Source organism: Streptomyces sp. NPDC005878 (genome assembly GCF_040629815.1).
Taxonomy (GTDB): Bacteria; Actinomycetota; Actinomycetes; order Streptomycetales; family Streptomycetaceae; genus Streptomyces.
Genome location: NZ_JBEXWK010000021.1, coordinates 131,106 through 155,907 on the forward strand (window position 1 = coordinate 131,106; position 24,802 = coordinate 155,907).

Annotated in this window: 27 protein-coding genes; all 27 read left to right on the top strand. The window is 70.0% G+C overall.

The features are described 5' to 3' along the window. The first annotated feature begins 171 nt into the window (after positions 1 to 171). Complete coding sequence (locus tag ABZ404_RS27165; protein WP_358834794.1) at positions 172 to 594, top strand: hypothetical protein; 423 nt, start codon at positions 172 to 174, stop codon at positions 592 to 594. A gap of 55 nt (positions 595 to 649) precedes the next feature. Continuing rightward, entirely contained in the window at positions 650 to 1,570 is a 921-nt protein-coding gene (locus ABZ404_RS27170; RefSeq protein WP_358834793.1) for a DNA-3-methyladenine glycosylase 2 family protein, read from the top strand. A 385-nt stretch (positions 1,571 to 1,955) separates the two neighbouring features. Further along, positions 1,956 to 2,384, top strand: coding sequence for a DUF6300 family protein (locus ABZ404_RS27175; RefSeq protein ID WP_358837055.1), 429 nt, complete (start codon positions 1,956 to 1,958; stop codon positions 2,382 to 2,384). Between the two features lie 612 nt (positions 2,385 to 2,996). Further along, positions 2,997 to 3,200, top strand: coding sequence for a cold-shock protein (locus tag ABZ404_RS27180; RefSeq protein WP_358837054.1), 204 nt, complete (start codon positions 2,997 to 2,999; stop codon positions 3,198 to 3,200). 326 nt (positions 3,201 to 3,526) lie between these two features. Next, positions 3,527 to 3,736 (top strand): DUF6207 family protein, encoded by a 210-nt coding sequence (locus tag ABZ404_RS27185; protein WP_358837053.1) that lies wholly within the window; start codon positions 3,527 to 3,529, stop codon positions 3,734 to 3,736. A gap of 367 nt (positions 3,737 to 4,103) precedes the next feature. Further along, a complete protein-coding gene (locus ABZ404_RS27190) occupies positions 4,104 to 5,780 on the top strand; it encodes a hypothetical protein (RefSeq protein ID WP_358837052.1) in 1,677 nt (558 codons plus the stop codon). A 2-nt stretch (positions 5,781 to 5,782) separates the two neighbouring features. Then, positions 5,783 to 6,373, top strand: coding sequence for a transcriptional regulator (locus ABZ404_RS27195; RefSeq protein WP_358837051.1), 591 nt, complete (start codon positions 5,783 to 5,785; stop codon positions 6,371 to 6,373). Positions 6,374 to 6,409: 36 nt separating this feature from the next. Beyond that, entirely contained in the window at positions 6,410 to 6,934 is a 525-nt protein-coding gene (locus ABZ404_RS27200; RefSeq protein WP_358837050.1) for a hypothetical protein, read from the top strand. 335 nt (positions 6,935 to 7,269) lie between these two features. Beyond that, positions 7,270 to 7,635: a hypothetical protein gene (locus tag ABZ404_RS27205; RefSeq protein ID WP_358837049.1), complete on the top strand. Its 366-nt coding sequence runs from the start codon at positions 7,270 to 7,272 to the stop codon at positions 7,633 to 7,635. A 141-nt stretch (positions 7,636 to 7,776) separates the two neighbouring features. Further along, positions 7,777 to 8,364 carry a hypothetical protein gene (locus ABZ404_RS27210; protein WP_358837048.1) on the top strand — a complete coding sequence of 196 codons (588 nt, stop codon included), beginning with the start codon at positions 7,777 to 7,779 and terminating at the stop codon, positions 8,362 to 8,364. 284 nt (positions 8,365 to 8,648) lie between these two features. Next, positions 8,649 to 9,143: a hypothetical protein gene (locus tag ABZ404_RS27215; protein ID WP_358837635.1), complete on the top strand. Its 495-nt coding sequence runs from the start codon at positions 8,649 to 8,651 to the stop codon at positions 9,141 to 9,143. A 195-nt stretch (positions 9,144 to 9,338) separates the two neighbouring features. Beyond that, positions 9,339 to 9,848 carry a hypothetical protein gene (locus ABZ404_RS27220; RefSeq protein ID WP_358837634.1) on the top strand — a complete coding sequence of 170 codons (510 nt, stop codon included), beginning with the start codon at positions 9,339 to 9,341 and terminating at the stop codon, positions 9,846 to 9,848. A gap of 248 nt (positions 9,849 to 10,096) precedes the next feature. Next, a complete protein-coding gene (locus ABZ404_RS27225) occupies positions 10,097 to 10,552 on the top strand; it encodes a hypothetical protein (RefSeq protein ID WP_358837633.1) in 456 nt (151 codons plus the stop codon). A 206-nt stretch (positions 10,553 to 10,758) separates the two neighbouring features. Further along, the gene (locus tag ABZ404_RS27230; protein ID WP_358990984.1) at positions 10,759 to 11,979 is read left to right on the top strand and encodes a hypothetical protein; all 1,221 of its coding nucleotides are present in this window, start codon (positions 10,759 to 10,761) and stop codon (positions 11,977 to 11,979) included. A 396-nt stretch (positions 11,980 to 12,375) separates the two neighbouring features. Beyond that, complete coding sequence (locus tag ABZ404_RS27235; protein WP_358834660.1) at positions 12,376 to 13,107, top strand: hypothetical protein; 732 nt, start codon at positions 12,376 to 12,378, stop codon at positions 13,105 to 13,107. Positions 13,108 to 13,291: 184 nt separating this feature from the next. Continuing rightward, positions 13,292 to 14,173: a hypothetical protein gene (locus ABZ404_RS27240; protein WP_358834661.1), complete on the top strand. Its 882-nt coding sequence runs from the start codon at positions 13,292 to 13,294 to the stop codon at positions 14,171 to 14,173. A 175-nt stretch (positions 14,174 to 14,348) separates the two neighbouring features. Then, a complete protein-coding gene (locus ABZ404_RS27245; RefSeq protein ID WP_358834662.1) occupies positions 14,349 to 14,996 on the top strand; it encodes a hypothetical protein in 648 nt (215 codons plus the stop codon). Between the two features lie 315 nt (positions 14,997 to 15,311). Continuing rightward, on the top strand, positions 15,312 to 16,235 hold the full coding sequence (locus tag ABZ404_RS27250; RefSeq protein WP_358834663.1) for a hypothetical protein: 924 nt from the start codon (positions 15,312 to 15,314) through the stop codon (positions 16,233 to 16,235). A 217-nt stretch (positions 16,236 to 16,452) separates the two neighbouring features. Further along, positions 16,453 to 17,082, top strand: a complete 630-nt coding sequence (locus ABZ404_RS27255) for a hypothetical protein (RefSeq protein WP_358834664.1) — start codon at positions 16,453 to 16,455, stop codon at positions 17,080 to 17,082. Between the two features lie 226 nt (positions 17,083 to 17,308). After that, complete coding sequence (locus tag ABZ404_RS27260; RefSeq protein WP_358834665.1) at positions 17,309 to 18,127, top strand: hypothetical protein; 819 nt, start codon at positions 17,309 to 17,311, stop codon at positions 18,125 to 18,127. A 312-nt stretch (positions 18,128 to 18,439) separates the two neighbouring features. Then, the gene (locus ABZ404_RS27265; RefSeq protein WP_358834666.1) at positions 18,440 to 18,784 is read left to right on the top strand and encodes a hypothetical protein; all 345 of its coding nucleotides are present in this window, start codon (positions 18,440 to 18,442) and stop codon (positions 18,782 to 18,784) included. 209 nt (positions 18,785 to 18,993) lie between these two features. Beyond that, on the top strand, positions 18,994 to 19,722 hold the full coding sequence (locus ABZ404_RS27270; RefSeq protein WP_358834667.1) for a hypothetical protein: 729 nt from the start codon (positions 18,994 to 18,996) through the stop codon (positions 19,720 to 19,722). A 284-nt stretch (positions 19,723 to 20,006) separates the two neighbouring features. Beyond that, the gene (locus ABZ404_RS27275; protein WP_358990987.1) at positions 20,007 to 21,245 is read left to right on the top strand and encodes a hypothetical protein; all 1,239 of its coding nucleotides are present in this window, start codon (positions 20,007 to 20,009) and stop codon (positions 21,243 to 21,245) included. A gap of 157 nt (positions 21,246 to 21,402) precedes the next feature. After that, on the top strand, positions 21,403 to 21,963 hold the full coding sequence (locus tag ABZ404_RS27280) for a hypothetical protein (RefSeq protein WP_358834669.1): 561 nt from the start codon (positions 21,403 to 21,405) through the stop codon (positions 21,961 to 21,963). An 11-nt stretch (positions 21,964 to 21,974) separates the two neighbouring features. Further along, entirely contained in the window at positions 21,975 to 22,757 is a 783-nt protein-coding gene (locus ABZ404_RS27285) for a hypothetical protein (RefSeq protein ID WP_358834670.1), read from the top strand. A 373-nt stretch (positions 22,758 to 23,130) separates the two neighbouring features. Further along, positions 23,131 to 23,661, top strand: coding sequence for a hypothetical protein (locus ABZ404_RS27290; RefSeq protein WP_358834671.1), 531 nt, complete (start codon positions 23,131 to 23,133; stop codon positions 23,659 to 23,661). Between the two features lie 378 nt (positions 23,662 to 24,039). Then, a complete protein-coding gene (locus tag ABZ404_RS27295; protein ID WP_358990990.1) occupies positions 24,040 to 24,627 on the top strand; it encodes a hypothetical protein in 588 nt (195 codons plus the stop codon). Positions 24,628 to 24,802 lie beyond the last annotated feature (175 nt).

Here is a 24,802-nt window from a genome sequence, read left to right on the forward strand (position 1 = left end):
AATCCCGTTGGTCCCTCCCCTGACCTGTGACCTCAGGTATCCACCATAACCGGTAATCGCACAAGTGTACGAACACGGATCGGTACGCTTCTCGTGGTCGCCACGCCCAACAGCCACTACCAACGCTGGCCCCTGCCGGTGATGTCGGCGACTCGAACTAAGCTCCGAGCTATGACCACCCGCGCCCCGAAGGACAGCTCCGCGCCCGCCGATGCCCCGTTTGACCCCCTGGACTTCCCCAAAGACCTGCTCGACGCCCAGTTCGCGGCCGCCACGCTCTACGGCCAGCTCCATGCCCTCCAGGGGAAGCTGGACTGGTCGCGCGAGCCGCACGAGGGATGGGCGGGGGACCCGGACCGGAAGCGGCAAGGTCGTCCCGCCACCGACGGCTGGACCGAGGACCAGGCCGCCACGTACGACAGGCTGTGGATCGAGCTCCGCGAAGCGACGGCCGCCGTCCAGAGCCACAAGTGGTGGGGTCGGTGCGAGAGCGAGGGGGTCAAGGGTGCTGCGCTGGTCGCGGCTCGCATGGCTCTCAAGCACGCTGACGGCGCCGTCCCGCTCCAGCAGAGCGACGTCGAAGCGGCCGCCTGACGAAGGAGCTCGCGCGGGCGGCGGCCTGTCGTAGGCGGCGCCCTAGGGTGGGGGTATGCCCCGTCGCCTGTGGGTGCCGCCCGAGCCCTACGATCTGGCCCGCACGCTGCGGGTGCTGCGTCGCGGTGCAGGGGATCCGACATGCCGCCGGGAAGCGGACGGCACCTGGTGGCGCACCTGCCGCACACCCCATGGCCCCGCCACCCTCAAGATCAGCCCCCTCGACAGCACTACTGACAAGACGGTGATCGCTGGGGAGGCCTGGGGGCCGGGAGCCGCCTGGACCCTTAAATCACTCCCCACCCTCCTCGGCGCCGAGGACGATCCCGCCGTGTTCGTCCCCCGGCATCGGATCGTCGCCCGAGCGCACCGAAAGCACGCCGGCCTGCGTCTCCCACGCACAGGGCTCGTCATGGAACACCTCATTCCCACCGTGCTGGAGCAGCGGATCACCACCGGCAGCGCTCATTACGCCTGGCGCCACCTCCTAGCCCGCTACGGCGAACAGCCACCCGGGCCCGCACCGCACGGCATGCGCGTCATGCCTCCGCCACAGGTGTGGCGGATGATCCCTTCCTGGGAATGGCACCGCGCCGGCGTCGACCGCGCCCGGGCCACAACGATTCTCCGGGCCTGCCACCGCGCCCCACGCCTCGAGGAAGCCGCCGCGATGGCACTGCCCGACGCCATGGCACGCCTCCAGCTCATCCCCGGGATCGGCCCCTGGACAGCAGCGGAAACCCTCCAGCGCACGCTCGGGGCCCCGGACGCTCTCACCCTCGGCGACCTCCACCTGCCTGTCCAGATCACCTACGCACTCACCGGCCGCCGCGACGGCACCGACGAACTGATGCTGCAGCTCCTCGCCCCCTACGCCGGACAGCGCCACCGCGCGGCCCGCCTGATCCTGCTCGGCGGCCCCCTACCGGACCGGCGCGCACACCGCGCGCCCCACAACCGCATCGCACACCTGTGACGGTAAGGAGCGTGCGTCAAGAGGGGCGCCACTCATACTGCCCGCGCTGGACATCCGTCCCCGCCGACGGCGCGCAGGCGACCGCAATACCCGCCCCCGGATACTCCCGCCCCAGCCGGGGCGCACGGAACCGTCGACCGCCCGCGCCAGCCGGTCGAGCCGCTGGGCGGCGGCCTCCCCGCCTGCCCGGGGCGCGCGGGGAGGCCGGCCGCCGTCACCATCCTGCTGCTCTACTCGCCGCGACGACCGTCCCGTCTGTTCGGCCAAATCTGGGGCCATCGCTTCACCCAGCGTGTATCGCGCATGCAGACCTCTTGACGGTGATCCAGTGGCGGGCGGATCGTGGCGGTTTCGCGTCATGTACCACCCCTGAGAGGGGGCTCGTATGTCTTTCACCTGGCGCTACGTCGTGCGGCCCGATGGCGAGTTCTGTCGCATCGGCAACCTCGACGGGAGCCTCGACAACACCAGCGACAACGAACTCGCCCGGCTCTATCCCGTGCGGGACGGGGACGCACAGAAGTCCCGGCCCTGCTCCCGTTGCGGCACGGAACTGCTGCTGCACTGGCACGGCCCGCTGATGACCGGCGTGTGGATGGAGCTCTGCCCTGCCTGCGACGCGCACCGTCCTGCCGCCCGCGCGTTCATCGCCTGGTATCGGAACCCGGACCGCGACCCGAAGGCCCTGCCAGCGCTGTTCGAGGGCTGGGAGACCGAGACCATGCTCGCGCACGGCTGGAGTCGCACCCCACCCTCCACACCTGCGCCCAGCCCGGGCCCCCGGTTGAGCCTGGTACCGCACGGTCAGGAATGACGGCGGCGAACAGCCACGCCGCCGTACGATGATCGCGTGGTGCTGGCCCTGACGCGTTCGGGATCCGGGCTGCCCAGGCCGATCTGCACACGTCCCTGCCCGGAGTCCGCCTCACCGACATTGAAGAGATGGAGCCCGCGGCGTTGTGGGAAAGCGCGCCGTAGTCCCCTCAGGGCCTCGCCGCCCCTTGGGGACCTGGCGAGGGCCCTCAGGCTGACGAGGTCAGCTCACCCACCGGGCCGGTGAGCTACTCGGACTCCGTGGCCTGGTCACAGGACAGCGCCACCGCGTAGCCCGCCTCATCCTCCTCGGCGGCCATTTGCCCAACCGACACGCACACCGCGCCCAGCACAGCTGCATCGCACACCTGTAACTCTGCAGAAGACGAGCTGACCGCATGGAAGCTCGGGGCAGCGGCGCAGCGGCGCAGCGGCGCAGCGGCGCAGCGGCGCAACACGCGAACTCCCGCACTATCCCCAGGGCATTGATGACGTCGGTGGTTGATCTGTGTCCCCGGTGGGGTAGAACAGGTGTCGGGTGCACTCCGGTGACGGAGGAGCATCTGCTACAGATCAGCCGGGGTGGCCCGGCGCTATTGCGAAGGACAGCAGTATGGCCAGCGGCACCGTGAAGTGGTTCAACTCCGAGAAGGGCTTCGGCTTCATCGAGCAGGAGGGTGGCGGCCCGGACGTCTTCGCCCACTACTCCAACATCTCCGGCAACGGCTACCGCGAGCTGGTTGAAGGCGAACACGTCACGTTCGACATTGGCCAGGGCCAGAAGGGGCCCCAGGCGGAGAACATCGTCCGCGGCTGACCTCAAGCAGTCTGTCGACGCCCGAGGCCTTCGCGGGCCGCAGGCCGACTCTCTCCCTGTGATGAGGGGCCCGACGCGGTTGGGCCCCTCCGCCGTTTCACGCCCGGTGCTGAAAGGCTCGCCTCCTCATAGTGGGGCAGCCTGGTTCCGCCAGAGCTTTACAGGACCGGGCTGCAACTAAGGACCAACGGCTGGCCACGGCCCGGCCCTAGCTTCCGCGCATCCTAGGACGCAGAACAGGTCCCTTGATCCGGCGAACTTACCCGGCAGGGTGACGCTGGCCAGTTTCAAGAACCGGTGGCCACGGCCAGCCCGTCGTGCTGGGTATGAGGCCAATCCTCGACGCGCACGTGGCCGAGCCGGGCCTTGCGGTAGTAGAGATCGCGGCCGCCGACGACGCAACTGCCTTCGCCATCCAGCAACTGCTCGCCGAGCGCTGCGCTACAGCCCGCGCGGCTCGCACGACTCGAGAGCCGGGCGAGCCCGGCGTCCGGCTGCGCTTCTTCGCCGACCTGCGCCAGGAGCCCACCGCGTAGGCGCCGCGCGCTGTCAGAAGCTCCAGCTGTAGAGGCCGCCACCCGTGCTCACCGCCGGCGCTGCAAGCCGGGCAACCTCCGTGACAGGTAACCGACTAGAGGCCCGGCCGGTTCCCCGAGCGACGCGGTGACGGTCTCGCCGTCAGGAGAGGTCGGTGCCGCGTGCGTGCGGCACGGACCTCCTGTCGAACCTACTAGCGCCCCTTTTCGCGCGGACGCTCGGCCGGACTGCCCCCATCTGAGCAGCCGCACTCTCCCCGCCAGGCTTCAGCGCTGTCCCCTGCACAGCGATCACCCGACTGGGCACCATGTTGCATTTTCCGCAATCAACTTGCAGAGGTTGCAATTCAATCGATAGAGTGCCGCCATGTCGAAAGCCCAAGAGACCCCGAAGAGCACGCTGGAGGTCCTGCGAGGATCAGTGGAGGCGCTGCTGACCGTCGCGGGCCAGACTCAGAACGAACTGGCCGATGGGATTGGCCTGTCCCCCTTCGCTGTCAGCCGCCGCCAGTCGCGCCGTCCAGAGGCCCGCTCACCGTGGAGCTTCGACGAGGCCGACGCCATCGCCCGGTACTTCGGCATCACGACGCTCACGCTCCTCGCCGGGGCAGAAGCCGCCTGCGAGGCATACGCCAGCAGCCGGGGAAGCACCGTGACGCGACTCGTCGCCGACCGCGAGCAGCCGTCGGCCACCGCCGAGGAGCGGGACGCCACCACCACCATCGTACCCGCCGCAGCCGCGTCGTCGGAGCCGCAGAGGAGCGAGCCCGCGGCCGTCGTGGCCGAAGACGTCACGCAACTGTCTGCTCCCGCACCGTGTGTGCTGTGCCAGCTGCCGGCCACCACCGCCCTCGAAGGCTTTCCCCAGCATGTCTCCGCTGAGGAGTGCGCAGCAGCGGCAAGCACCGTCCGGACGCAGGAACAACCGACCGAGACCAGCGGTCACCAGGAGACAGACCAGCGCGAACCCGCCCCGACACATGAGCCGGAGGCACCTCAACGTCCGCGTCCGGCACGCGAGGGGCGCTCCGCACGCCCCCGCCAGGAGCGCAGCGACACCAAGGACACGGGCGTCGCCTTCCTGCGCCGCAACATCCACGACGCGCTCGAAAAGCACGACGGCGATCTGGAAGCAGCGCAGGCGTTCCTGGTCCGCAAGGCCATCCCCCACGCGATGGAACTACTCGACCTCACCCGCCGCAGCGGCCGCTACGACATCGTCGCCTTCCCCTTCCTGCCCGACATCCTGAGGAAGCCGACTAAGGACAAGCCCGACCAGATCTGGGAAGCCCGCCCCAAGTGGAGCCGCGCCTGGGAAAGCCTGCCGCCCGGCACTCATACCGTCGACGAGCTGGACATCAACGGCGCCTACCTCAGCGCCCTCAAGACCCACCTCCCGCTCGGCGAACTCACCCACAGTGAAGGCCCCATCGACACCATCAAGCTGCGGCGCTCCGGCTTCCACTACGTGACACCGGGGGAGTGGAGGCACGAGCATCTGCCCAATCCGCTCGGAGCGCGCGACGAAGACGGTCCGCTATGGATCGGAGAACCCACGCTGCGCCAGCTGAACCGCGCGGCCTCCGAGAAGTACGGCCGGCTGTGCGAGCCCCCGGAGATCCACGAGTCCTGGACGAGCGGCAGCACCGAGCACCTCCTGGAGTACGCGCGTGCCGCCCTCGCCGAGGTACGGGCAGAGGCGATCGCCAACGACGACACACTGGCCGAGGAGTACGTCAAGGCCATGTACTCAAAGCTGGTGTCGACCATGGGCGACTCGAACTACAACCGCGACCTGCACCGGCCCGACTGGATGCACATCATCCGCTCGGCCGCGTTCTCCAATCTCTGGGAGAAGGCGTTCAAGGCGAACGCCGCCGGCCTGCACGTCGTTAGGGTCAGCGGCACCGACGAGCTCCACCTGATCGGCGACTGGCGCTCCGCCGTCGGAGCCCAGGGGCGCCTGCTCTTCCCCGAAGGGCGCGGCCTGACCGAAGTCAAGCTCAAGAACCAGCGGACCATCACCATCGGCTCGGAGGCGTAGAAGTGCCCGACAGGAACATCGACTTCGGCCACTACGGCGCCACGGGCGAGCTCAGCAGCCTCGCCGCCGCCCGCGTCCTGGACACACTCGCGGGCGGCATCACCTCCCCGGTCACCACGCGCCGCGGCCTGACCGCACGACTGCGCTACATGACCCGCTCCGAGCACGCCCGCACCCTCATGGCCAGCGAGGGCCTCAACCCCAGCCGCGAGACCCTGTCGAAGTGGCTGGACGGAACCCGGCAGCCCAAGGCGTCCAACCTCGACCTGATCGACCGGACCTACCGGCGGATGCGCCGCCACAACGTGGCCCGCTACCTCCTCCAGCGCCTCAACGCCGGGGGCGGGACCCGCGTCGAAATCCACCCTGCCGACGACACCTTCGTCCAGGAGCGCCACCGGCGCCGCGACAAGCAAATGCGCAAGATCAACATCAGAAAATGGGATCACATCATCGCGGCCTGGGCGGATGGGGCCTGGGAGAAGGGCAACCAAACTCCCCTCGACGACGCATGGGTCGATGAACTGCGCGACGCGATCGGATCGGACTGGGGCGCGTACGAGTACTCCAAGTCGCTCGGCTTCAACGCCTGACTCCCAGCCGCCCCTGACTGACAAGGACCTTGCGCCATGCTCTTCACCCGCATCAGCGCCCACGTGACGGCACGGAACCTTGACCCACAGATATCCGACCAGCTGGAGGCGGCACTCGCCGAGCTCGGCCTCGGCGAACCGCTCCCGGAGCCGGTCCGCCACGCCTTCGTCCAGCCTCGATGGCGCTACCGCCTGGTCTACCGCGCAACGACGGTGATCCTCGAATGCGCGGCCGCCCGCCGGGAACACGCCGAAAGCGGAGCCCTCCACCTCGCATCGCTCGCCCGCGCAAGCCGTCTGGCGTGCGACGACATCGGCCGCGTCCACTGGATGCGCGGCACGATCCCCTTCGACCGGCGGTTCCGCGTCAACGCCGTACGCGCCCACGCCGGCCGCGTCGTCAACCGGATCCAGTGGGCCGAGAGAAGTCTCGACGCGGACCCAGCAGCCAACCTGCCCGCACACGCCCGCCGCTGGCTCACCATCGCCGACCGCTACATGGAGTGCAGGATCGGCGCACTCCTCGACGACGTCGACTGGTCGGTCCCACCCCGCGGTTAAGCACCCCCGCTGAGCCTCCATCGCAACCCGCACGGGCCTGGCCTCGCAGCGCGCCCGACGTGACGACACCGTCCGACGCCTGCCCTCCATACACCTGCTCCGCACCCATCGTGTCCCACGTTCACGTCGGGCCCCGCCTATCCCCTTGGGCGGGGCCCGACGCGACTTGCAGGTCCGGAACCGCGCACTGAGCGCGCCCTCAGCGGCCTTGCGGCACTAATCGACACAGCTCCTACGGTCTGGCCACCAGGCGCCCCATCGATCTCGGGCGAGCCCCAACGGGCCCCGGTCGACTGGTGAGTTGGCGCCGCCACCCGGCCCCCAGGAGAGCTTCCATGCTGTCGAAATCCGTGATGCCCCGTGCCCGCCGCCTTGCCGCGATCATCACAACGATCCGCACGGCGATGACCCACCGGTTCAACCGCACCACGCCGTCCACCCCACTGCCGCTGCACCACGAACTCCACCATGCCGCCCGGTTCTGGCCGGTTGAGGCTGCCGGCTTCGACGGAGAGGACACCCTTCCCGCGCTCGAGCTGGGTGGCGTTCTCGTCTTCGTCTACCTCGATCCTGCATCCGGCGAACTGCGGGTCAGCGTTGACCTCGACACCGTCGACCAGCGCCTCGTCCGCCACGACGATCCCGACGAGACCGTCCCGATGCACATCACCGTCCAGGGCGACACCGTCTTCCGCGCCTGAACCGGGAGCAACAACCATCGCTCCCAGCCGCCGGCCCGGCTTGCCCCCCTTGACCCACCAGCCCCCAGCGTGCCGATCGCCCGCACCCGCACACACCCTGCGGACCCGCTGCACACCGAAGACCGAGAGGACCCGTCGCACATGCCCACCTTCCCCCTCACCTGGAGGGACAAGTCACACCGCACCGAGGAGGCGTTCTCCGGAAACTGGCCCGGAGCCCTGTTCAGCCTCAGCCCCTCGATTACACGCGGCGAAGGGTTCTCCCTCACAACCCGACTCCCCGTTCGCATCCCCCAGCACGGCATCTTTCCGTCTAAGCAGGAAGCGAAGAACACCGCACAGCGCCTCTTCAACCGGTTCGTTACTGGCATCGCGCCCACCAGCCCGACTACGCCCGCTGCCACTCTCGCCACGGTCCTCAAGGCTCTGGCATCGAAGCAGCCCACCGGCGGAAACCTGCCGACCGACGCCACCCACCACCGCCTCACCGCTGAGCTGAGCAGCAACGGAACACCCCACCGGGAGACCGGTGACTCAGCCGGAGAGTACGTCGTGGTGGACCTCCCCGAGTCCCACGTCATGCACGTCCATAATCCGCTCGGCGCCGACTACGGGTATGACTGGAATATCATCGACGCCGAAGCGCAGCAGATTCTCAGCGGCACTCTGCGGCTCGGAGCAGCCGACACGGCCCACCGCATCCACACTCTCCTGAACATCCTGGACTGAGGGCAACCACCCGCTCCGGTCCAGCCCCACAGGACGAGGCCGCCTTGTCCCACCCGGTCCTCCGGGTGCCTACCGCTCGGGCCCGCACGCCTTCGTGCGGGCCCGAGCGCTATTCCACACGGCGCCCACAGGCCCTCGCTCCACCAACCGTCGCCGCCCCGCGCCCCGCGCGCAGGCACCCGGCGGCGAAGTTGCGCCGCTTGGCAGGCGCCCTTCGAAAGTGCGCTCCACCGGGCCGCCGCACCGCAGCGCGCCCGTCGGCACGGACCGACGACAGGAGCCCCATGTCCTCGCAATCCCCCCTTCAAATCACCATCTACGAATCTCCGGAAAACGAGCACCCCGCAGTCCTCGGCGCCATCGAGTCCTTCGGCCTCGCCACGGACTGGGGGATGCCCCCTCGCCGCAGCAGGACCTCAGAATCTCTCCGGCTCGGACAGAGCTACGGCAACCACCACGCCCCCCTGGGTGCGTCCGACGACCTGGCCGCGCGCCTGCGAAAGGACGCGCCGTCCACCGCGTTCCTGCTTTGGCAGGACCCGTATTTCGAGGAGGCCGACGGCCACTACGTCGCGTACGTGCCCGGGGTCGGGGCCTTCGAGAGCTCGTGCAACGCCAACGGGTGCCCGCACATCGACCTGTCCGAGCTGACCGCCAGCCTGGCCACGACGCCGACCCTGACGGCCGCGCAGTGGCTCGCCGGCCCCGGGGAGACCGTCCTCGGCATGCGCGTGAGGGAGGCGATCGCCGCCTACCAACAGGCCGCCGTGGCGGCCTAGTCGGCGGATCGAGCGCACACCTGCGCCATCAGGCGAGGGCCGCCCACAGGAACGGCCCTCACCACTGGCCCTCCGTGCGGGCCGTCCTCCCCGACGGGGCTCGCCCGAAGTTGTGCGCCTAACCGCCTCCCGCCCGACCTTCGACGCGCGGCAGAGCACAGGCCGCACCCCCAGCCGACAAGGAGCACCTACGTCGTGATCAACTCAATCGTCTCGAACGACCGACGCAGGATCACCGTGGATCTGCCGAGCAACCAGCCCTTCCTCGACATGTTCGGCCAGCAGCGGGCCATCGCCCAGGTCACCCTCAGCTTCACCGACACGACCCTCAAGGCCGTTCGCCTCACCGCCGACGACGGCGAGGCCGCGTACGTCAACCAGTCCGACCTCAAGGACCCGGAGACCTGGCCTGACTGGCTTCGTGACCTGATCGCAGAGCACCGCCCCCATCCCTTGGGTACCGGGCAGCAGCTCGCAGCTGCACTCCTCGCCGCCCTCCGGGAGGAAACGAAGGAACGCGGGGACCACGCCGATGCCAGCGACGGCTCCCTACTCGCCCGACTCGATGAGCTCGAGCCGGCCGAGGCCCTGAACGCACTGGACGAGCTCGGCCTGCTCACCGGCTCCCTGCTGCGCGCAGCCAAGGACGCATTGACGTTCCTCGACCGGCGCACCTACCGATCGACGACGCACCAGCAGAACTGACCTCGCCACCGGCATCGGCACAGGACGTCCCTGGACCGGCCCCACCTGGCCGCTCAGGGGACGTCCTGCTGGGCGAAGCCCAGCTCATCGCCGACCGAGCAACCAGAGCGGGCGGCAGGAGACCGACACGTCGAGACGCCGTCCCGCCCGCGACAGCACCAGAGCAGGTTGCGGGGCTAACCCCCAGCCCCGCCAGAGTCCCCACGACGGCGCACCAACGCGCCGCCTCGAACTGAGAAGGGGGGACCGTGTCCGAGTCCAACGACACGCTGACCGCACTGCTGATCTCCGCCGGGTTCCTGCACATCCTCACCCTGCTGGGCATGATCCTGCACACCGCACTGGCCGAGGATCAGCCCAACAACGACCGGGCCCAGCAGAAGCCGCTCACAGCGCTACTCCTCGGCCACGCGCCGGTACAGCGCACCGGACGCAGCACGTTCATCAGCCGCCTGCTGGCGGTCGCGGGCCTGCTGCTCACCGCCACATTCGTCCTGAGTCTGGCGACAGCGGCGCCCCCCGCCTGGAGCGTCGTCCTGGCCGGGCTCGCCGCGACGGAACTGGCCAGTGCGTACGCCTGGCACAAGCCCGCTGGCGTGAACACCACCAACGTGGCAGAACAGTCGGCCGACGACGACCACGGGGGCGCCACCGATTCCGACAGCGAGGAGGCGACGAAGACGGAGGGCCCCGGGTCGTACTGACCGCGTTCTCCCAGCCGGCTACGGCGGCGGCCGCCCGGCCCGCAGAGGTGACGCCCCGGCACGGACACCTGGTCCGTGCCGGGGCGCCGCGTATCGGGCTTGCGTCCCTAACTCCCCACTTGGCCACCGTTCGTGGCGCCGACCCGGGAGCACACCCGCAGTGTTCCCGCCGCCACAACTACACCCGACCGAAGGGGAACCGCCCCATGAATGTCGCACACCTGATCACCACCGCCCGTGACGCCCTCACCACTCGATCCACCCACGAGCAGGTCGCCCACACCCTGACCGTCACCACGACCCATGACCCCGCCACCCACACCCTGACCTACGACAGCGAGAACGTGACCGTACGCCACGACGACGGCACCCGTGTCTCCATCGACCTGACCAACACCGAGTTCGCCGAAGACCTCGATGCCCTCGCCGAAGACCGTCTGGCGCGCTCCGGCTCCCTGGATCCGCTCACCCTGCGACTCGGCCCCGGCCCGGCCACGCCACCGCCCGCCGAACTCGACGCTCGGACCCGGCTGTTCATCCTCTCCATCCATGCCCGCGCCGCCGCGCATCGCCCCGGCCTGACCGTGAACCAGGTCCTCAACCTGACCACCCTGGCCTACGAGGCCAACGACATCGCCCGGCACGACAACACGCGCCACCTTCCCCAGCTCGACCCCTACGGACACCGAGCTGCCGTGCACGAGCTGCCGTTCCCGCACGAGGCGAACGCGCCCTTCCTCCTCCAGACGGCCCGTCTCGCGGTGCGCACCATGAGTCACAACATGCAGCCCCATCCCCTCGCGGTAGAGCTGCCCGCCGGGCACCTCGGCGACACCCCGGCCTGGCTCGTCCACCAGGCCACCACCCGCTTCCGCGACGGTGCAACGAATCACGAGCCTCGCTACGACACCCCTGCTCTGCGGGCCGTCCTCCAGAGTCTCGCCGCCGCGCGGACACCCGCCGCCGGGGACTGGCTCAGCCTCTACCTCACCGACCCGCCAGCCAGCACCACCAACTGCCCCCTGGACGTCGACCCCATCCCCGAGGGCGCCCCTGTTCACCACACGATGCCGGGCGCCGTCATCACGGGCGAGCAGGTGCGGCGCATCGCCGACCTGCTCGAAGCCGACGAGTACGTGGTCCAGCTGCGTGCTGCGGGAACCTGGCGCCTGCCCCACCACGACGACCCCGAGATCCTCACCCGCCGGCAGGTCGCCGCGACCCTGCGGCGTGCCCGGGACCGCATGGGGCCGGACACCATCCGGTTCAGCCGCGACAGCGACGGCACCGTCTACGTCTCGGACACCGCGCAGGCAGCCCGCTACCTGCCCACCACGCTCATCCCGGACCACCGCGACGGGCACTGCCCCGGCTGCCATGCCCCCTACGCCACGCTCGGCGAAGGCCCCTGCGACCTGGCTGCCTGACACACCGACCCGGCCTCCCGGCCCGCAGCTCCTCGGCTGCGGCCGGGAGGCCCGGCCGGTGCGCTGCCGCCAAGAGCCCGGCCACCGCCCCTCGACACCGGGCCCTCCGACACGCGGCTTCCCGAGGCATCCGCGCTCGCCACCGTCAGGCCCTCGAAGACACCACCCCGGCTCATCATGCCCAAGGAGACGCCCATGCCCCGCTCCGCCACCCCGCAGCCCGTTCTCACCCGCCCCTCAACACCAGGGCTCACGCACCTCTTGCCCACCAACGACCTCGGCGAGTTCCCCACCGCGACGCCATGGTGCCAACGGTGGCGTGAGCGACGGCACTCCTTTCGGCACACGAGCGCCGGAGGGTTCGACCCGCGTCACTACATCGTGGAGCCACTCGCCGTGCGCACGGCCAAGGAGTTCGTCCTCCGGCACCACTACTCCGGCTCCTTCCCTTCCGCCAAGAAGACGTTCGGCCTGTTCAACGTCTCCGAAGGAGAACCGCGACTGAGCGGGGTCGCCGTGTTCGGCCTCTCCGTCAGCCGAGCTGTGCTCGAGCGCGCCCTGCCCGACCTGGAGCCCAATGTGGCGGCGCTCGAGTGTTCGCGCTTCGTGTTGCTGGACGAGTGCCCGGCGAACGCCGAGAGCTGGTTCCTTGCCCGCACCTTCGACGCACTGCTCGCCTCGGACGTACGAGGCGTGGTGTCCTTCGCGGACCCCGTACCAAGACGCGCAAACACGGGCAAACTAGTAGCTGTTGGACACGCAGGAACGATTTATCAAGCGTCGAACGCGGCTTACACCGGCCGCGCCACGGCGCGCACGATCAAGCTGCTGCCCGATGGCACCGTGCTCAACGACCGCTCTGCCCAGAAGGTGAGAAAACAGGAGCAAGGGCACGAATATGTGGAAGCCAGGCTCATGTCCCTCGGCGCCCCGGCGCCCCGGGCCGGCTGCGACCCGGCCCTGTGGCTCCGCGACGCCCTGCATGCCGTGGGAGCCCGGAACCTCCGCCATCGAGGCCCGCACAGGTACGTATTCCGGCTCGGCCGGAACCGGCGCGAGCGCGACCGGATCACCCTCGGATACCCGGACCTGAAGCCCTACCCCAAGGGCCCCGACTCCTATGACTGACCGGGACCCAACAGACCGCGCCTCAGCAACCAATGCGGCTCGCATCCGGCCCGCCCGGGCGAGCCGCACAACGTCGTCGCACAGACGGTAGTTGCAGCCCTAACCAGGCCCTCGCCCAGTGTGCCGCTCGCCGGGGCCACGAAATCCCCGGAACAACCGAGCCGGATGCGAGAGGCACACCACCATGACCAAACGCCGGAACTACACCCGCGAACTGATCACGAAGCGCGACGCCGCCTACCAGGCATATCGTGACCACCACGGTGACAAGCACGACCGCCCGCCCAGGCTCCGCGTGATGGCCGGATTCGGCCCCGGCGTCCCCGTCGCCTATGAGCCGCGCAGCAAGTCCGACCCCCTGCCGTGGGTCGAGTACAACGGCGACACCGGCATCGGCAACTGGCGCTACAACGGGCGCGAATGCTGGACCGCTCCCGTCGAGAAGAACAACGAAATCATCGCCCGGCAGACCATCGCCCGCTCCGTGTACCTGCGGTTGGCCGCCGCGGGTATCGCCTGCGAGGGATGGGGCGACAGCGCCGGAACCTACGCCCGCTACACCTTCGCCGACAACTCCGAGGTCACATGGTCGGGCACCGACCTCTACGGAGGGGAGGTCTCCAACCACCACCCGATCGGCGAGCACGGGTTCCTCGGAGCCCACTGGATGCAGCAGGAGCAGCCTCCGTACCTGGAAGAGCTCCCCGACTTCGCCACAGGCAACTACGCCACCGACTCCGCCGCCCTGGTCGACTGGATGATTGGCCTTGCCGACCGGCACGGCCGCCGCCACCAGGAACACGCCACCAAGGACGACACCGACGCCGCGCTCGCGTGGCAGCGGGTCACCGGCGGATTCATCGCAACCGCTGCCGACTGCGCCAGATACCGCTTCTACCCGGTCGACGGCCGTGCGACGCCCGCAGGGAGTCCGGGGGAGAACTGGCTCGCCGCCTATGAACTCCCCGCCCATCTCACCCACCCCACCCTCCGACTGAGCGAACAGGAGGCCCGCGAGGTGACCACTCCCGTCTTCTTCCAGCAGCCCACAGGGACGATGGACTAACACTCACACCACGCGCCGCCCCCTCGCCCGCCGGGCCTGGGGGCCGCTCTGTTCCTTCGGCAGTTGCCCGGCTAACTCACCGTCCCGCCACGATCCGGCTCGCCGGGCAACGACACCCCTCGCCGTGGTCCCGTCCCGGCCCACCGCGTGCCAGCATCGACCGAAGGACGACCCTGTGACCACGATCAACCACGGCTCCGGCAACGCCCAGCGCGCTCAGCTCCTCCCTGAAGACCGAAGGCTGGAACTAAGCCGTGCGTCGGAGGAGCGCAGCCGCCCCGTCGCCGTCCGGGTCTACGTCTCTCCGACCACCTCACGCGCTGCCCTGCACTGGGTGAACGCCGAAGGGGGCGACAGCCCGAGCCTCTGGGACCCTGTGCCGCTGGTCGGCACCCACGCGCACGCCCTGCGCGACGAGGTACTGAACCTCGCTGGGGCCGTCCTGGCCGAACGAGGCTTCAACTATGCGCGAGGCGCGTACTGGCGGCCGGTATCCGGTGAGCGGGGCACAGCGCGACCGGCGACGGCCGAGGTCGCGGTCGTCGCCACCCGCGCCTATCTCGACCTTCAGGCCCGCCGGTTCGGCCCCGTCCCCGAACTTCCCGAAGTGCCCGGAGTGACGTTCACGACCACACAGCGCGGCCAGTGGTCGGCGACCGTCCCCGACGGCCGAACATTCCTCCTGACGTGGACCCCGCATCTGGACGGCGACCGATGGACCGTATGGGGCGGTGACCAGAACTCCGACCTCATCCGCCCCGCCACCACCTCCATGGCGAAGGCACTGTTCGTCCTGCGCCATCCCTCTCACGCCCGCCACTGACACCCACCCAGGGCCCCATATAGCCGGTGCACTGGCGGTTACCCCCGCCTGGAGCTCCGCGAGGCGGCCCTCGCCGTAGCCGACGAACCAGAGGCGGAGCCAGAGCTGGAGCAACACCGGAGGAGGGCGTGCTGTTCTGACCAACGCCACCAGTCGGGCGAGCCGGGCCGTGCGCCACCCCTGTGGACGCGCGGCCCGCAGGCGTTGCAGGGCTAACCCCGACGCGGCCCACGGTCAGCGTGCTCACCCACCGGAGCCGCACGCGCCCTCTGTGAGCGATCACGTCCCTGCCCCGCATTCGAGATGAGTCAACCCATGCCCCAGCTCTCCGCCCTGCCCTCCGCCGCCGAGCTCGACCGCCAGGTACACCGCCTGTACGCCGTCGCCCGCAGCGCACGCACCATCGCCTACATCCTGGCCCACCCGCAGGCAACCGGTGCCGGCGTTGCCCACGCCACCGCCCGCATCCCACGAGCGCTGTCCGCAGCTCGGCGGCTGCTGGCCCTGCCCGGCGTGGCCGACCACGAGGAGACGCCCTACGCGCTTTCCTTCCTCACGGCAGCCAAGCACCAGCTCAACGCCCCGTCGACCAAGCTGCTGCGCATCGCCGCCACAGCCCGACAGGCAGCTGCTCGGGCCGATGACGCCGACGACGATCTCCGCGTGGTCGTCTTCCAGCACATCGAAGAGCGCTGCCGCTTCCTGGTCGAGGCCGCCGCGGTCGAACCGGCCCTCGGCCGACGAGGCTGGACCGACCGCGAGCGCCAGGCCAGCGACGCACTCCAGGAGCAGGCCGCTCGGTGGGGACTGACCGAGGACGCCGACGACGTGCCTCCCACGCCGCCGACTGTGCCCGCGTATCTGTCCCAGCAGGCCGCAGAACGGGCTGCCACCCGTGCTCGGTGCGCCGCCGGGATCCGCTGTACCGAGCCCACCTGCCTGGCCTACGGAGCCGTCAAGGTCACGTACCTGGTCGACAGCTGGCTGTGCGCGGACTGCATCAAGGCCGCGAACACCCGACTGAACGCGGAAGGCCACGCCCCCGACCCCGTCCGTCCCGTACCCGGAGGAACCCCCGAGAGCGGCCGCTACACGGTCACGCTGTACAACGCCATTGGCAAGGGCGCCCGCTCGGTGAAGTGCACGACCCCGCAGCGCGCACAGTTCATCGCAGAGACCGTGCGCCCCTTCAACAACACCGGCTACACGATCCACGCCACCGCACCGTCCCCGAACTGAACACCGCAACCGCCCCTTGGGCCTTCCCGCCATCCAGCGCGGGCGGGCCCAAGGGGCGTTGTCGCCCAAAACTCCGGGCCTCGCCTGCGGGTGACACTCCGCTTCCCGCACCCGGCCGGACCGCCCCGGCACGCACTTGCGCCACTTGCCCGCCACCATCCCACGCTGCGCCAGCGGTCGGTCCACAGAACCGGCCCCAGACCAGAGAGGCCACGCCATGGGATGGACGTCGTACCGACGCGACAAGAACGCCGAGACCAACGAGGAGCACTTCGCGAAGAAGCTCGACGACCGCTACAAGATCATCGCGCACGGCACCGTCGAAGGCGTCTTCTACGCCGCCGTCCGCGACCAGACCACCAGCGAAGTCACCGCCTTCATCGCCCTGACCCGATGGACCAACGACCCGGACTACAACTTCAGCTACAAGGACCTGGACGAGAACTGTGGTCCTGGCGACCACAAGGCACCCAAGTCGGTGCTCAACGCGCTCACCCCGACCACGAACGAGTACGCACTCGCCTGGCGCGCGCAGTGCCGTGCGCATCACGCCCAGCGCGACTTCCTGCGCCGGTACTTGAAGCCGGGCACCCAGGTCCGCCTCACCCACACCCTGACGTTCACCAACGGCACCCGCAGCGACACCTTCACCTATGTCCGACGCGACCGGGCCCGCGGCTTCCTGGTCCTCGGCCGCAACCGCTGCCGCATCCCGAACTGGCGTGACAGCGTCGCCGCCCTCATCACCCCCGACCACCGGGAGATCCTCACCCCGGTCGGCCAGCAGCAGACCAACCAGCCGGCCGCATCGCCCGCCCCCCAGAGCGCGGCCCCATCTGCCGCCTGAAACAGGCCCTCTCCGCCACTGTCACTACCGCTCTAGGCCCCGCCCCAGGGGCGGGGCCTAGGCCGTTGCCGCCCCTGCCCCTGCCCGCTCCTTCCGGACGCCACAGCGGCGGTTGCGGGGCTAAGGCATACCCCGCGCACGGTCCACCCCGCCGCCCCGCCCCTCAGCGGAGCAGCTCCCGCCCGGCCCACCGGCCGACGGGATCTCACCTTGGGAAGGACCCCGCGTGTTCACCACCCATGACGCCCTCCACCAGGAGCTCACCGCCACCGGCACCCTCAACGGCTTCTACACCGCACTCATGGTCTCCGCACCGCCCCTGGCCGTTCGTTCGCACCCTGACCAGGACACCGGCCTCGTGTTCTTCGAGCAGAGCCCCCGCCACCGCAACAGCCCGATCAGAGGTTCCATCACCTTCAACGCCGACTCCGGCGCCGTCGTCATCGCCGCAGACGGCTACACCGGTCCTTGCTGGCTCACGGCACTGGAACGCCTCACCACCCCGACGGCCGCGTGGTCGTGGCAGCCCGCCAGCGACCACAAGCCGGGCACCCTCGAGGGCATCCTCCGGCTCGGGCCGAGTGTCACGGCCGAGACCTGCCTCGGCAGCTCCCCCCACGGCTATGCCGCCGATGCGGCCCTCGCGCTCATCCCAGCCGACCGCGAACACTGCGAGCCGGCCTGGGCCCTGGCGGTGGCCGCCTTGGGCGTCCTGGTGACCGACGACCCCGCCTACCGCTCTCCCGTCCTGCCGGCCCCCGACCTCAGCACGCTCACCGGCCCCGCCACCGACTACCCGGCCGCCATCGCCACCGTCGCGGAAGCCCTCGCGCTCCTGGACGAGAACGAGGACTTCGACACCGCTCGCTCCGACGACCCGATCTGGCCCGTCGAAGCCGAAGGCGCTGCCGTCCGAGCCCTGCGTGACCTGCGCGACGCCCTCACCAACGCCATCCCCCTCCAGCAGTCACAACAGCTTCGCCCTGAGCCCGACTCCACGGACCGCGACGAGCGCGGCGACTACATGCACGGGACACGGGCGTAACAGCCCGCGGGCCCTCGGCGCCGCACTCGCGGAGCCGAGGGCCTTACGGCGCTCGGACGACACCCGCCGCCCCGTGCCCACCGGCCGGGGCGGCGCCCTCACCGCCTCCGGCCCAGTGCCGCACTCGCCCCTTGCCTCCTGGCCCTGCGTGCAACGCGGGCCGGAGGCACCGAGACCAGGACGTGGACCCGCTTGCGTCCCTTGCCGGCCGCCGGGCCACGGTGTGGCCGCCGCCCGGAGGGAGTAGACGCGCGCTCCGTCCTGACGCCTCCCTCTCGCGGGCGATCTCGCCCAAGCAACCGAAAGGCCCACATGTCAGAGCACACCCGAACCAGCTGGATCGAAGTCGCCGCCGCCACTGATCTGGTCCCCGAGGACCGGCGTGCCGAACTCCTCGAAGTGATCGAGTCCGCCGACTGGGTACCGGTGCACGGCTCCCACCCGTTCTCGCAGGGCTTCGCGGTCCGTACGGCCCTGACCAGGATCCGGAACGCCATTGAGACCACGTACTCGCAGACGTGGACCGTGCCGCAGCCGGAAGGCCGCACCTACGGCGTCATCGGCCTTCGAACCTCCCTGCAGGAGCTCTTCTTCCTGGATGACGGAGACAGATCGATGCAGTGTGTGCTGATCCGCCCCGTCTCCACCGCCAGCTGATCGCAATGCCCGGCCCCCGCTGCCCACCTGACCAGGCATCGGGGGCCGACCCACGCCCGACGCCCCGCCGCGCCGAGGTCATCGTGCGCCCGAGGTTGCGGGCGTTGCCAGCGTCCAGGCCACCGTGCGCAGCAACCGCCTCGCAGAAGTCGGCGAGCGCCCGACCCACGATGCGAGCCGCCCACCCCCCTGATTCTGGAGGAGGAGCCATGGACACTCACCCCAACGAGAACCGGTATGTCACCAACGACGCAGGCGTGCCGATGCTGTGCAACTACGTCCCCGACCATGCACAGCACGGCGTCTATGCGACCGGCAGTCTTCCTACCGGGCCGATGGGCACCGTAGCCGCCTGCGACGTCTGCCAGGCCAGCTACGCCCGGCACGCGGCACGCCTGGCGGAGGTCACCGCAGGCGCCCGCCCTGCCCCGGACACCGCCGCCGGCCGCGTGCGCGCATGGACCGCGGCCATGGCCGCGGAGCAGCGCACCACGCACAGCATCAGCGGCTTGAACGAGCACCACTGGCTGGACGTCCCAAGCGTGTGCGCCCTCGCCGACGGCACCACCACCCCCGCGCAGCGCGACCAAATGCGCGCGGCCATCACCGCGTTCCTGACCCATGCCGACGGCGAGCCGCGCACCCTGGCACCAAGCCGCATCCCGCGCCCGCCACTGTTCACCTACGACGTGCTGGTCCTGCTGGACCCGCAGGAGGCAACTGCCGACGGCGAAGGCGACGACCCTGAGGGACCGGGATCGTACGAGGTCACCGTGTTCCGCACCGAGATGATCACCTTCACCCTGACCGCCCGCTCCGCACACGACGCAGAAGAGCGCTACCTCCTGGACGGCGAGGAAACCGGCAGCGACACCGTCGAGCTGCGCGTCGACACCATCGAACGCAAAGCGGCCGCTGAAGCGACCCCACCCGTGTGAACCCCGCCCGCCTTTCGGCCCTCGTCACCCTCCGGTGCCGAGGGCCGACCTATGCCTCACCCGCACACGCAGCCGCCCGCCCCACGACCTTGGAGCCCGTGGCCACACACCAGGGGGCAGGCCAACAGGCCATCGTCGCCACCCGCCACTCGCCAACACACATGGACACAAGGGCAGTTGCGGGGCTTGGCCTGACCCTACCCATCGTTCCGGCCATCCAGAGCAGCCCCGGCAGACCTCAGCGCCGGCGCCCGCTACGCACCATGACCCGGAAGGCCACCTCCATGGACGAAACCGTGTCCCCGGTCCTCATCAGCTGGGGCCTGGGCGCCGACTCCACGCGCATCCTGGTCGAGTTCCTCGAAGATCCAGCCGCCCACGACCTCACCCCCGACCTGCGCGAATGCGTGGTCATCGTGGCCCTCACGGGCGAGGAGTGGCCGGACACGATGGACCTGGCCGAGCAGCACATCCTCCCCCTGCTGGCCCGCCACCACGTCCGCCTCGTCCAAGTGGCCCGAGGAGGACCGAGCGACAGCGACGGCATCGCCGTCCTGTCCGACACGCGCACCCCCAGCCGCCTGTTCCGCCGCGGCCCATGGGCCTTGTCCGACGAACTCGGCCCCACCGGCACGGTGCCCCAGTACGCCTCCAAGAAGCGGTTCTGCTCGATCAAGTTCAAGGGCTGGGTGATGGACCAGTGGGCGGCCAGAGAGTTCGGCACCATGGCGTACCGCCACGTCATCGGCTACGAAGCAAACGAGACCGACCGGGCCGAGCGTGACTACACCTACGCCTCTCAGACCCGCCGCCCCTGGTACCCGCTCATCGACTGGGAGCTCGACAGGACTCAGATCCTTCAGGGCCTCAAAGAACGATTCGGTGTGGTATGGCCTAAGTCGTACTGCACGATGTGCCCGTACCCCGCCGTCCGAGCATCCGTCGACGCGCACCTCGCTCGCTGCCGCGCCTTCCCCGAACTAGCCGCCGCAGTACTGCGCCTGGAGTCCAACGCAATCGCCCTGAACCCCCGCTCGACCCTGTACCGCGACGTCTCCCTCAAGCAGCTCCTCCACAACGACGGGAACACCGCCGCCCTGAACGCGTTCGAACGCGAACGCAGCGCCGCCCAGTGGGCGGTGTACGAAGTGCGCCGCGTCTACTTCGCGGGCCGCTCGGACCACTGCCGTGCCAACCACGGAAAGAGCTGCCCACGGCCAGGACCCTGGTGCCGTGAGCCCCTCCGGAAGGGACCGGCCTGGCGATCGGTCCGCAGCATCCACCACGGCACCCAGAGCGAGGTCATGCAACACCTCCACGACGAGGGACGGGCATCGGACTCACCCGTCGTAACCATCGACGGCATCCCGCGGATGCGCTTCGCCGAACGAGGCGAGACATACCCGACAGCCGAGGGGTTCCTGGTCGCCGCCCCGGCGGGGATGGCCGACAAGCAACGAGACGGATTCGAGGCAGCCTGGCAGAAGGTCACCAGCTTCGGCGCCCTCCTCCTCGCCCCCTGACAGCGCCCCCGTCCGGCCCCTGCCCTCCGTCGCATCTCCACACCACGGCGGGCAGGGGCGTCCCACGCCTGCCCAACTCCCGTTGCGACGCTAGCCCGCCGTGCTCCGACGATGCGGCCGCCCACCCGGGCAACCCCAGGAAGGAGTACACCCTGCCATGTCCGATCTGCTCACCGCCTTCCCGATGGAGGCCGGAGATCACCCAGCCGGCGCGACGGGCACGCCCACCGACACGTCCCCCCTCCCCGCCGACCGGCCTGTCACCGTGGTTGGCCAATGGCACCGCACCTTCGAGGTGACCCCCGGCCGCCTCGACGAAACGGCGCGCGAGGCATTCACGCATGGCCAGTGCCACGCCTTCGCACGCGCCCTGAACGAGGCGACCGGATGGCCCACAATCGGCCTGCTCACCGACGACTGCGACGGCCAGGACCGCATGTGGCTGGACGGTGGAGGCACACGTTGCCCCTGCCGCATCGGACACATCGTCTGCCTTCGCCCCGACGGAGCACATGTGGACATCAAGGGCGCCCACTCGCCACTCCGCGTACCCGACTGCACGAACGCGGCCTCACTCCCGATGACCGCCGAACTCTGGCGCGCCATCGACAACGCGCCCGTGTGGCGCGAGGCCAACATGCCCGTCGCCCGCTCCATGGTGGCGCCCTTGCTCGCCTCCCTCGCCGCCATCTACGACCGGGAGCCCGTCCTGCCTTAGCCAGCATCGCCATGACCACCGACCCCCGACTGGAGACGAGCATGACCACCCCCGACAACGAACCCGACGTCACCCCCGACGACTCGGAATCCTTCCCACTGCTCATCGGCGCCCAGGTCGAGGCGTACGCCCTCGTGATCCACCGGCAGACCTGCGACCGTCTCGCCGCAATGCTCCGCGAGGACGGTCAAACCCTGGCCGCCAACCTCGTGGAAGAAGAACGCGACTTCACCGAGCTCACCCGCTCCCTGGCCGCCGTCCCCGCTTCGGCAAAGGCGGAGCACGGCGCCTATTGCCGCCCCTTCACCTGCCGGTGCGGCTGCGACCAGACCCAGACGTGCCTCGACTGCCACCGGTGCGTGTGCTGGCGCGCGCAGTGCTGCGCCCAGACATCCGCCGACCGCGCCCGTACTCAGGTCCGCAAGGCCGCACTGCGGGCCCTGCTGGACACCATGGACCCTGCCATGCTGACTGAACTGCGTGAGACCGCCGCCGACGCCGAGGAGGCAGCCCTGCGCGCTGCAGCTGGCCGCCGCGTGCGGCTGCTCACGTCCGCCGACGGGCCCCGCTGGACGCGCGCAGTCTTCGCCGCCCGCGACTCCAAGTTCGGCATGGGGCACGCCGACTACCGCGTCCACGACGTGACGCTGCACGACCGCGGCACTTCCACGATCGTCGACCTCGACGACGACGCGCTGTGCGCTGTGCTCGGGGCACTCGCCGAACTCCTGCGACCCGAGGAAGGCGCCGACCTGACCGTCGACCTGGACAACAGCCCTGGGCAGAGCGGATAACCCACCCACTGACCACCTATTCCGTCTACGTGTACGAGGCCCACTCCGCCCGGGGTGGGCCCTTCGCGTCCGTCCCGCCCGCCACCGCCCCGCAGCGACGTCTTCGATCGAGGTTGTGCGGCTTGGCTCCGCCCGGGCCAGTGTCGGTGCGGCCGGAAGGACGCCCCCGCACCGATCCTCCACGTGCGGCGAGTCCGAGCACCGGCTCCCGCGCCGCACACAGCCGCGCCTCGTCTGTGGTCCGACCCACCCCGCACTGCCGCCGGCAGCAACCGCCCCCCGCGCCCAAGCATGGCCCAGCGCTGCTCTGCCGCTGTGGGCACCGCCTGCGGGGCCGCGGACCGCCACCTGCGACGATTACAAGGAGAGCAGTATGAACCCTGCCGAGCAGGATCCAGCTCAGGGGAGCACCGAAGAGGAGACACGAGTGCCGTCCCCGGTACCTGGCGCGCCCCTCAGTCCCGCGATCGATATCGACGTTGCTCGACGGACCCTCTATGCCTGTGACCCGGTCCTCGTGCCCGACGCCAGTTGGCACACCGACCCGTACGGCGTCCAGTGGAGCCACGACGTGACGCTGCGCTTTGTCGTGGACGAACTCGGCTGGCAGGTACTGGAGTCGACTCCCGAGGGGCAGGCGCTGGTCCGTGAAGCGCTCGAGGGCCGGGACGATTGGCCGAGTGCCCGGACGGCGCGGGTGCAAAAGCTCGCTGCCAAGTGGTGTGCCGATCGTCCTGGCGAGGATCCCACGGACGAGGCTCTGGCGTGGGCGTTCGATCACCGCATCGCAGATGCCCCCGGCCCGGATCTTTACCCGGCGATTCGTGCGGAGATCCAGACGCAGGAGGCACGGCATAGCGAGTCCCCAGGAGACGACGAGCGCGGGCTGCCCTACTCCCTTTGACCGTCCCGGTCACCTGCCCAAGCGTGCCCCCCGCGTCTGCCGCACCCGCGTCGAGCCGCACGCCGAGGCGTCCGGGATCCGGCGCCTCCGTCCGCCTGCAGCCAGGGTTGCAACGCGGAGTCATCGACGGCGTGCCGTCCCTGACTCACCGGCGGACACTGCCCGCCCTGCCCGCCCCTGCCCCGGCCCGTCCTCGTACTGCGTGGGGGCGGGCTGTCGGCATGCCCGCGCCCGGTCCGCGGCCCGGTGCCCCGTCCTGGCCGCGCCCGGCGCGCTGGTTGCGCCGCTTGCCGACCACCGCCGCACGCTGCACCCACCAACCACGGGCCGCACCGGCCCGACCCCGCCCAACACGGCGCAATGACAAGGAGTTGGAACGTGGACAACTGGACGTGGCCCGACGAGAGTGCCGGAGTCGAGCTGCTGCACCCGGGCCAGATCGAGACGGGCCAACGCCTTGCCCGCGAGGTCACCAGGCCCGACGGCTCCATCGGCACCGAGTTCACGCCGGTCTGGGGCATCAGCGTGGGAGGCACCTACGAGACCTACGGGGGCATCGGATACAGCTTCCGCACGAGCGATGGCGAGCTGCACCCTGCTCCGTCGAACTCCCGCGTGTGGGCACACCCGCAGATCCGCCCCGAGGACCTCCCGCCCCACGAGGGCCAGTGGATCACCAACCAGAGGTTCGGCGTACACGACCACAAGCCCGGCGTGCTCGGTGACCGCTACTTCTACGAGCGCACCCGCGCCATCGACACGTTCACCGCACCCGACGGCCGGGTCTACCGGCTCCTGTACGGCCAGAGCACACGCCAGGACAACCGTCAGGACCCGCAGGGCCGATGGAGGTGCTACTGGGTCTACCGCTGGGACCGCGGAGTGAAGTGGCTCGGTCCCAGCCGCGAGAACTCTGACCTGGCATACGACCAGTTCGAACTCATTCGCCAGGGACGCGCCTGGTGACAGTCCCCCTGCTGTCCCGCCGCGACGAGTTGACCGCGCCTGCCCGTCCCTGAACCGTCGCGCCCGCGTCGCCTTCGTTGCCCGGCCCGTCCTCGTACCTCGTGGGGGCGGGCCGTCGGCATGCCCGCGCCCGGTCTGCGGCCCGGTGCCCCGTCCTGGCCGCGCCCGGCGCGCT

Excerpts from the sequence above, each read along its gene's own strand:
- ABZ404_RS27165 (WP_358834794.1), top strand. The coding sequence starts at position 172 with ATGACCACCCGCGCCCCGAAGGACAGCTCCGCGCCCGCCGATGCCCCG.
- ABZ404_RS27170 (WP_358834793.1), top strand. The coding sequence starts at position 650 with ATGCCCCGTCGCCTGTGGGTGCCGCCCGAGCCCTACGATCTGGCCCGC.
- ABZ404_RS27175 (WP_358837055.1), top strand. The coding sequence starts at position 1,956 with ATGTCTTTCACCTGGCGCTACGTCGTGCGGCCCGATGGCGAGTTCTGT.
- ABZ404_RS27180 (WP_358837054.1), top strand. The coding sequence starts at position 2,997 with ATGGCCAGCGGCACCGTGAAGTGGTTCAACTCCGAGAAGGGCTTCGGC.
- ABZ404_RS27185 (WP_358837053.1), top strand. The coding sequence starts at position 3,527 with ATGAGGCCAATCCTCGACGCGCACGTGGCCGAGCCGGGCCTTGCGGTA.
- ABZ404_RS27190 (WP_358837052.1), top strand. The coding sequence starts at position 4,104 with ATGTCGAAAGCCCAAGAGACCCCGAAGAGCACGCTGGAGGTCCTGCGA.
- ABZ404_RS27200 (WP_358837050.1), top strand. The coding sequence starts at position 6,410 with ATGCTCTTCACCCGCATCAGCGCCCACGTGACGGCACGGAACCTTGAC.
- ABZ404_RS27205 (WP_358837049.1), top strand. The coding sequence starts at position 7,270 with ATGCTGTCGAAATCCGTGATGCCCCGTGCCCGCCGCCTTGCCGCGATC.
- ABZ404_RS27210 (WP_358837048.1), top strand. The coding sequence starts at position 7,777 with ATGCCCACCTTCCCCCTCACCTGGAGGGACAAGTCACACCGCACCGAG.
- ABZ404_RS27215 (WP_358837635.1), top strand. The coding sequence starts at position 8,649 with ATGTCCTCGCAATCCCCCCTTCAAATCACCATCTACGAATCTCCGGAA.
- ABZ404_RS27230 (WP_358990984.1), top strand. The coding sequence starts at position 10,759 with ATGAATGTCGCACACCTGATCACCACCGCCCGTGACGCCCTCACCACT.
- ABZ404_RS27240 (WP_358834661.1), top strand. The coding sequence starts at position 13,292 with ATGACCAAACGCCGGAACTACACCCGCGAACTGATCACGAAGCGCGAC.
- ABZ404_RS27250 (WP_358834663.1), top strand. The coding sequence starts at position 15,312 with ATGCCCCAGCTCTCCGCCCTGCCCTCCGCCGCCGAGCTCGACCGCCAG.
- ABZ404_RS27255 (WP_358834664.1), top strand. The coding sequence starts at position 16,453 with ATGGGATGGACGTCGTACCGACGCGACAAGAACGCCGAGACCAACGAG.
- ABZ404_RS27265 (WP_358834666.1), top strand. The coding sequence starts at position 18,440 with ATGTCAGAGCACACCCGAACCAGCTGGATCGAAGTCGCCGCCGCCACT.
- ABZ404_RS27270 (WP_358834667.1), top strand. The coding sequence starts at position 18,994 with ATGGACACTCACCCCAACGAGAACCGGTATGTCACCAACGACGCAGGC.
- ABZ404_RS27275 (WP_358990987.1), top strand. The coding sequence starts at position 20,007 with ATGGACGAAACCGTGTCCCCGGTCCTCATCAGCTGGGGCCTGGGCGCC.
- ABZ404_RS27280 (WP_358834669.1), top strand. The coding sequence starts at position 21,403 with ATGTCCGATCTGCTCACCGCCTTCCCGATGGAGGCCGGAGATCACCCA.
- ABZ404_RS27285 (WP_358834670.1), top strand. The coding sequence starts at position 21,975 with ATGACCACCGACCCCCGACTGGAGACGAGCATGACCACCCCCGACAAC.
- ABZ404_RS27290 (WP_358834671.1), top strand. The coding sequence starts at position 23,131 with ATGAACCCTGCCGAGCAGGATCCAGCTCAGGGGAGCACCGAAGAGGAG.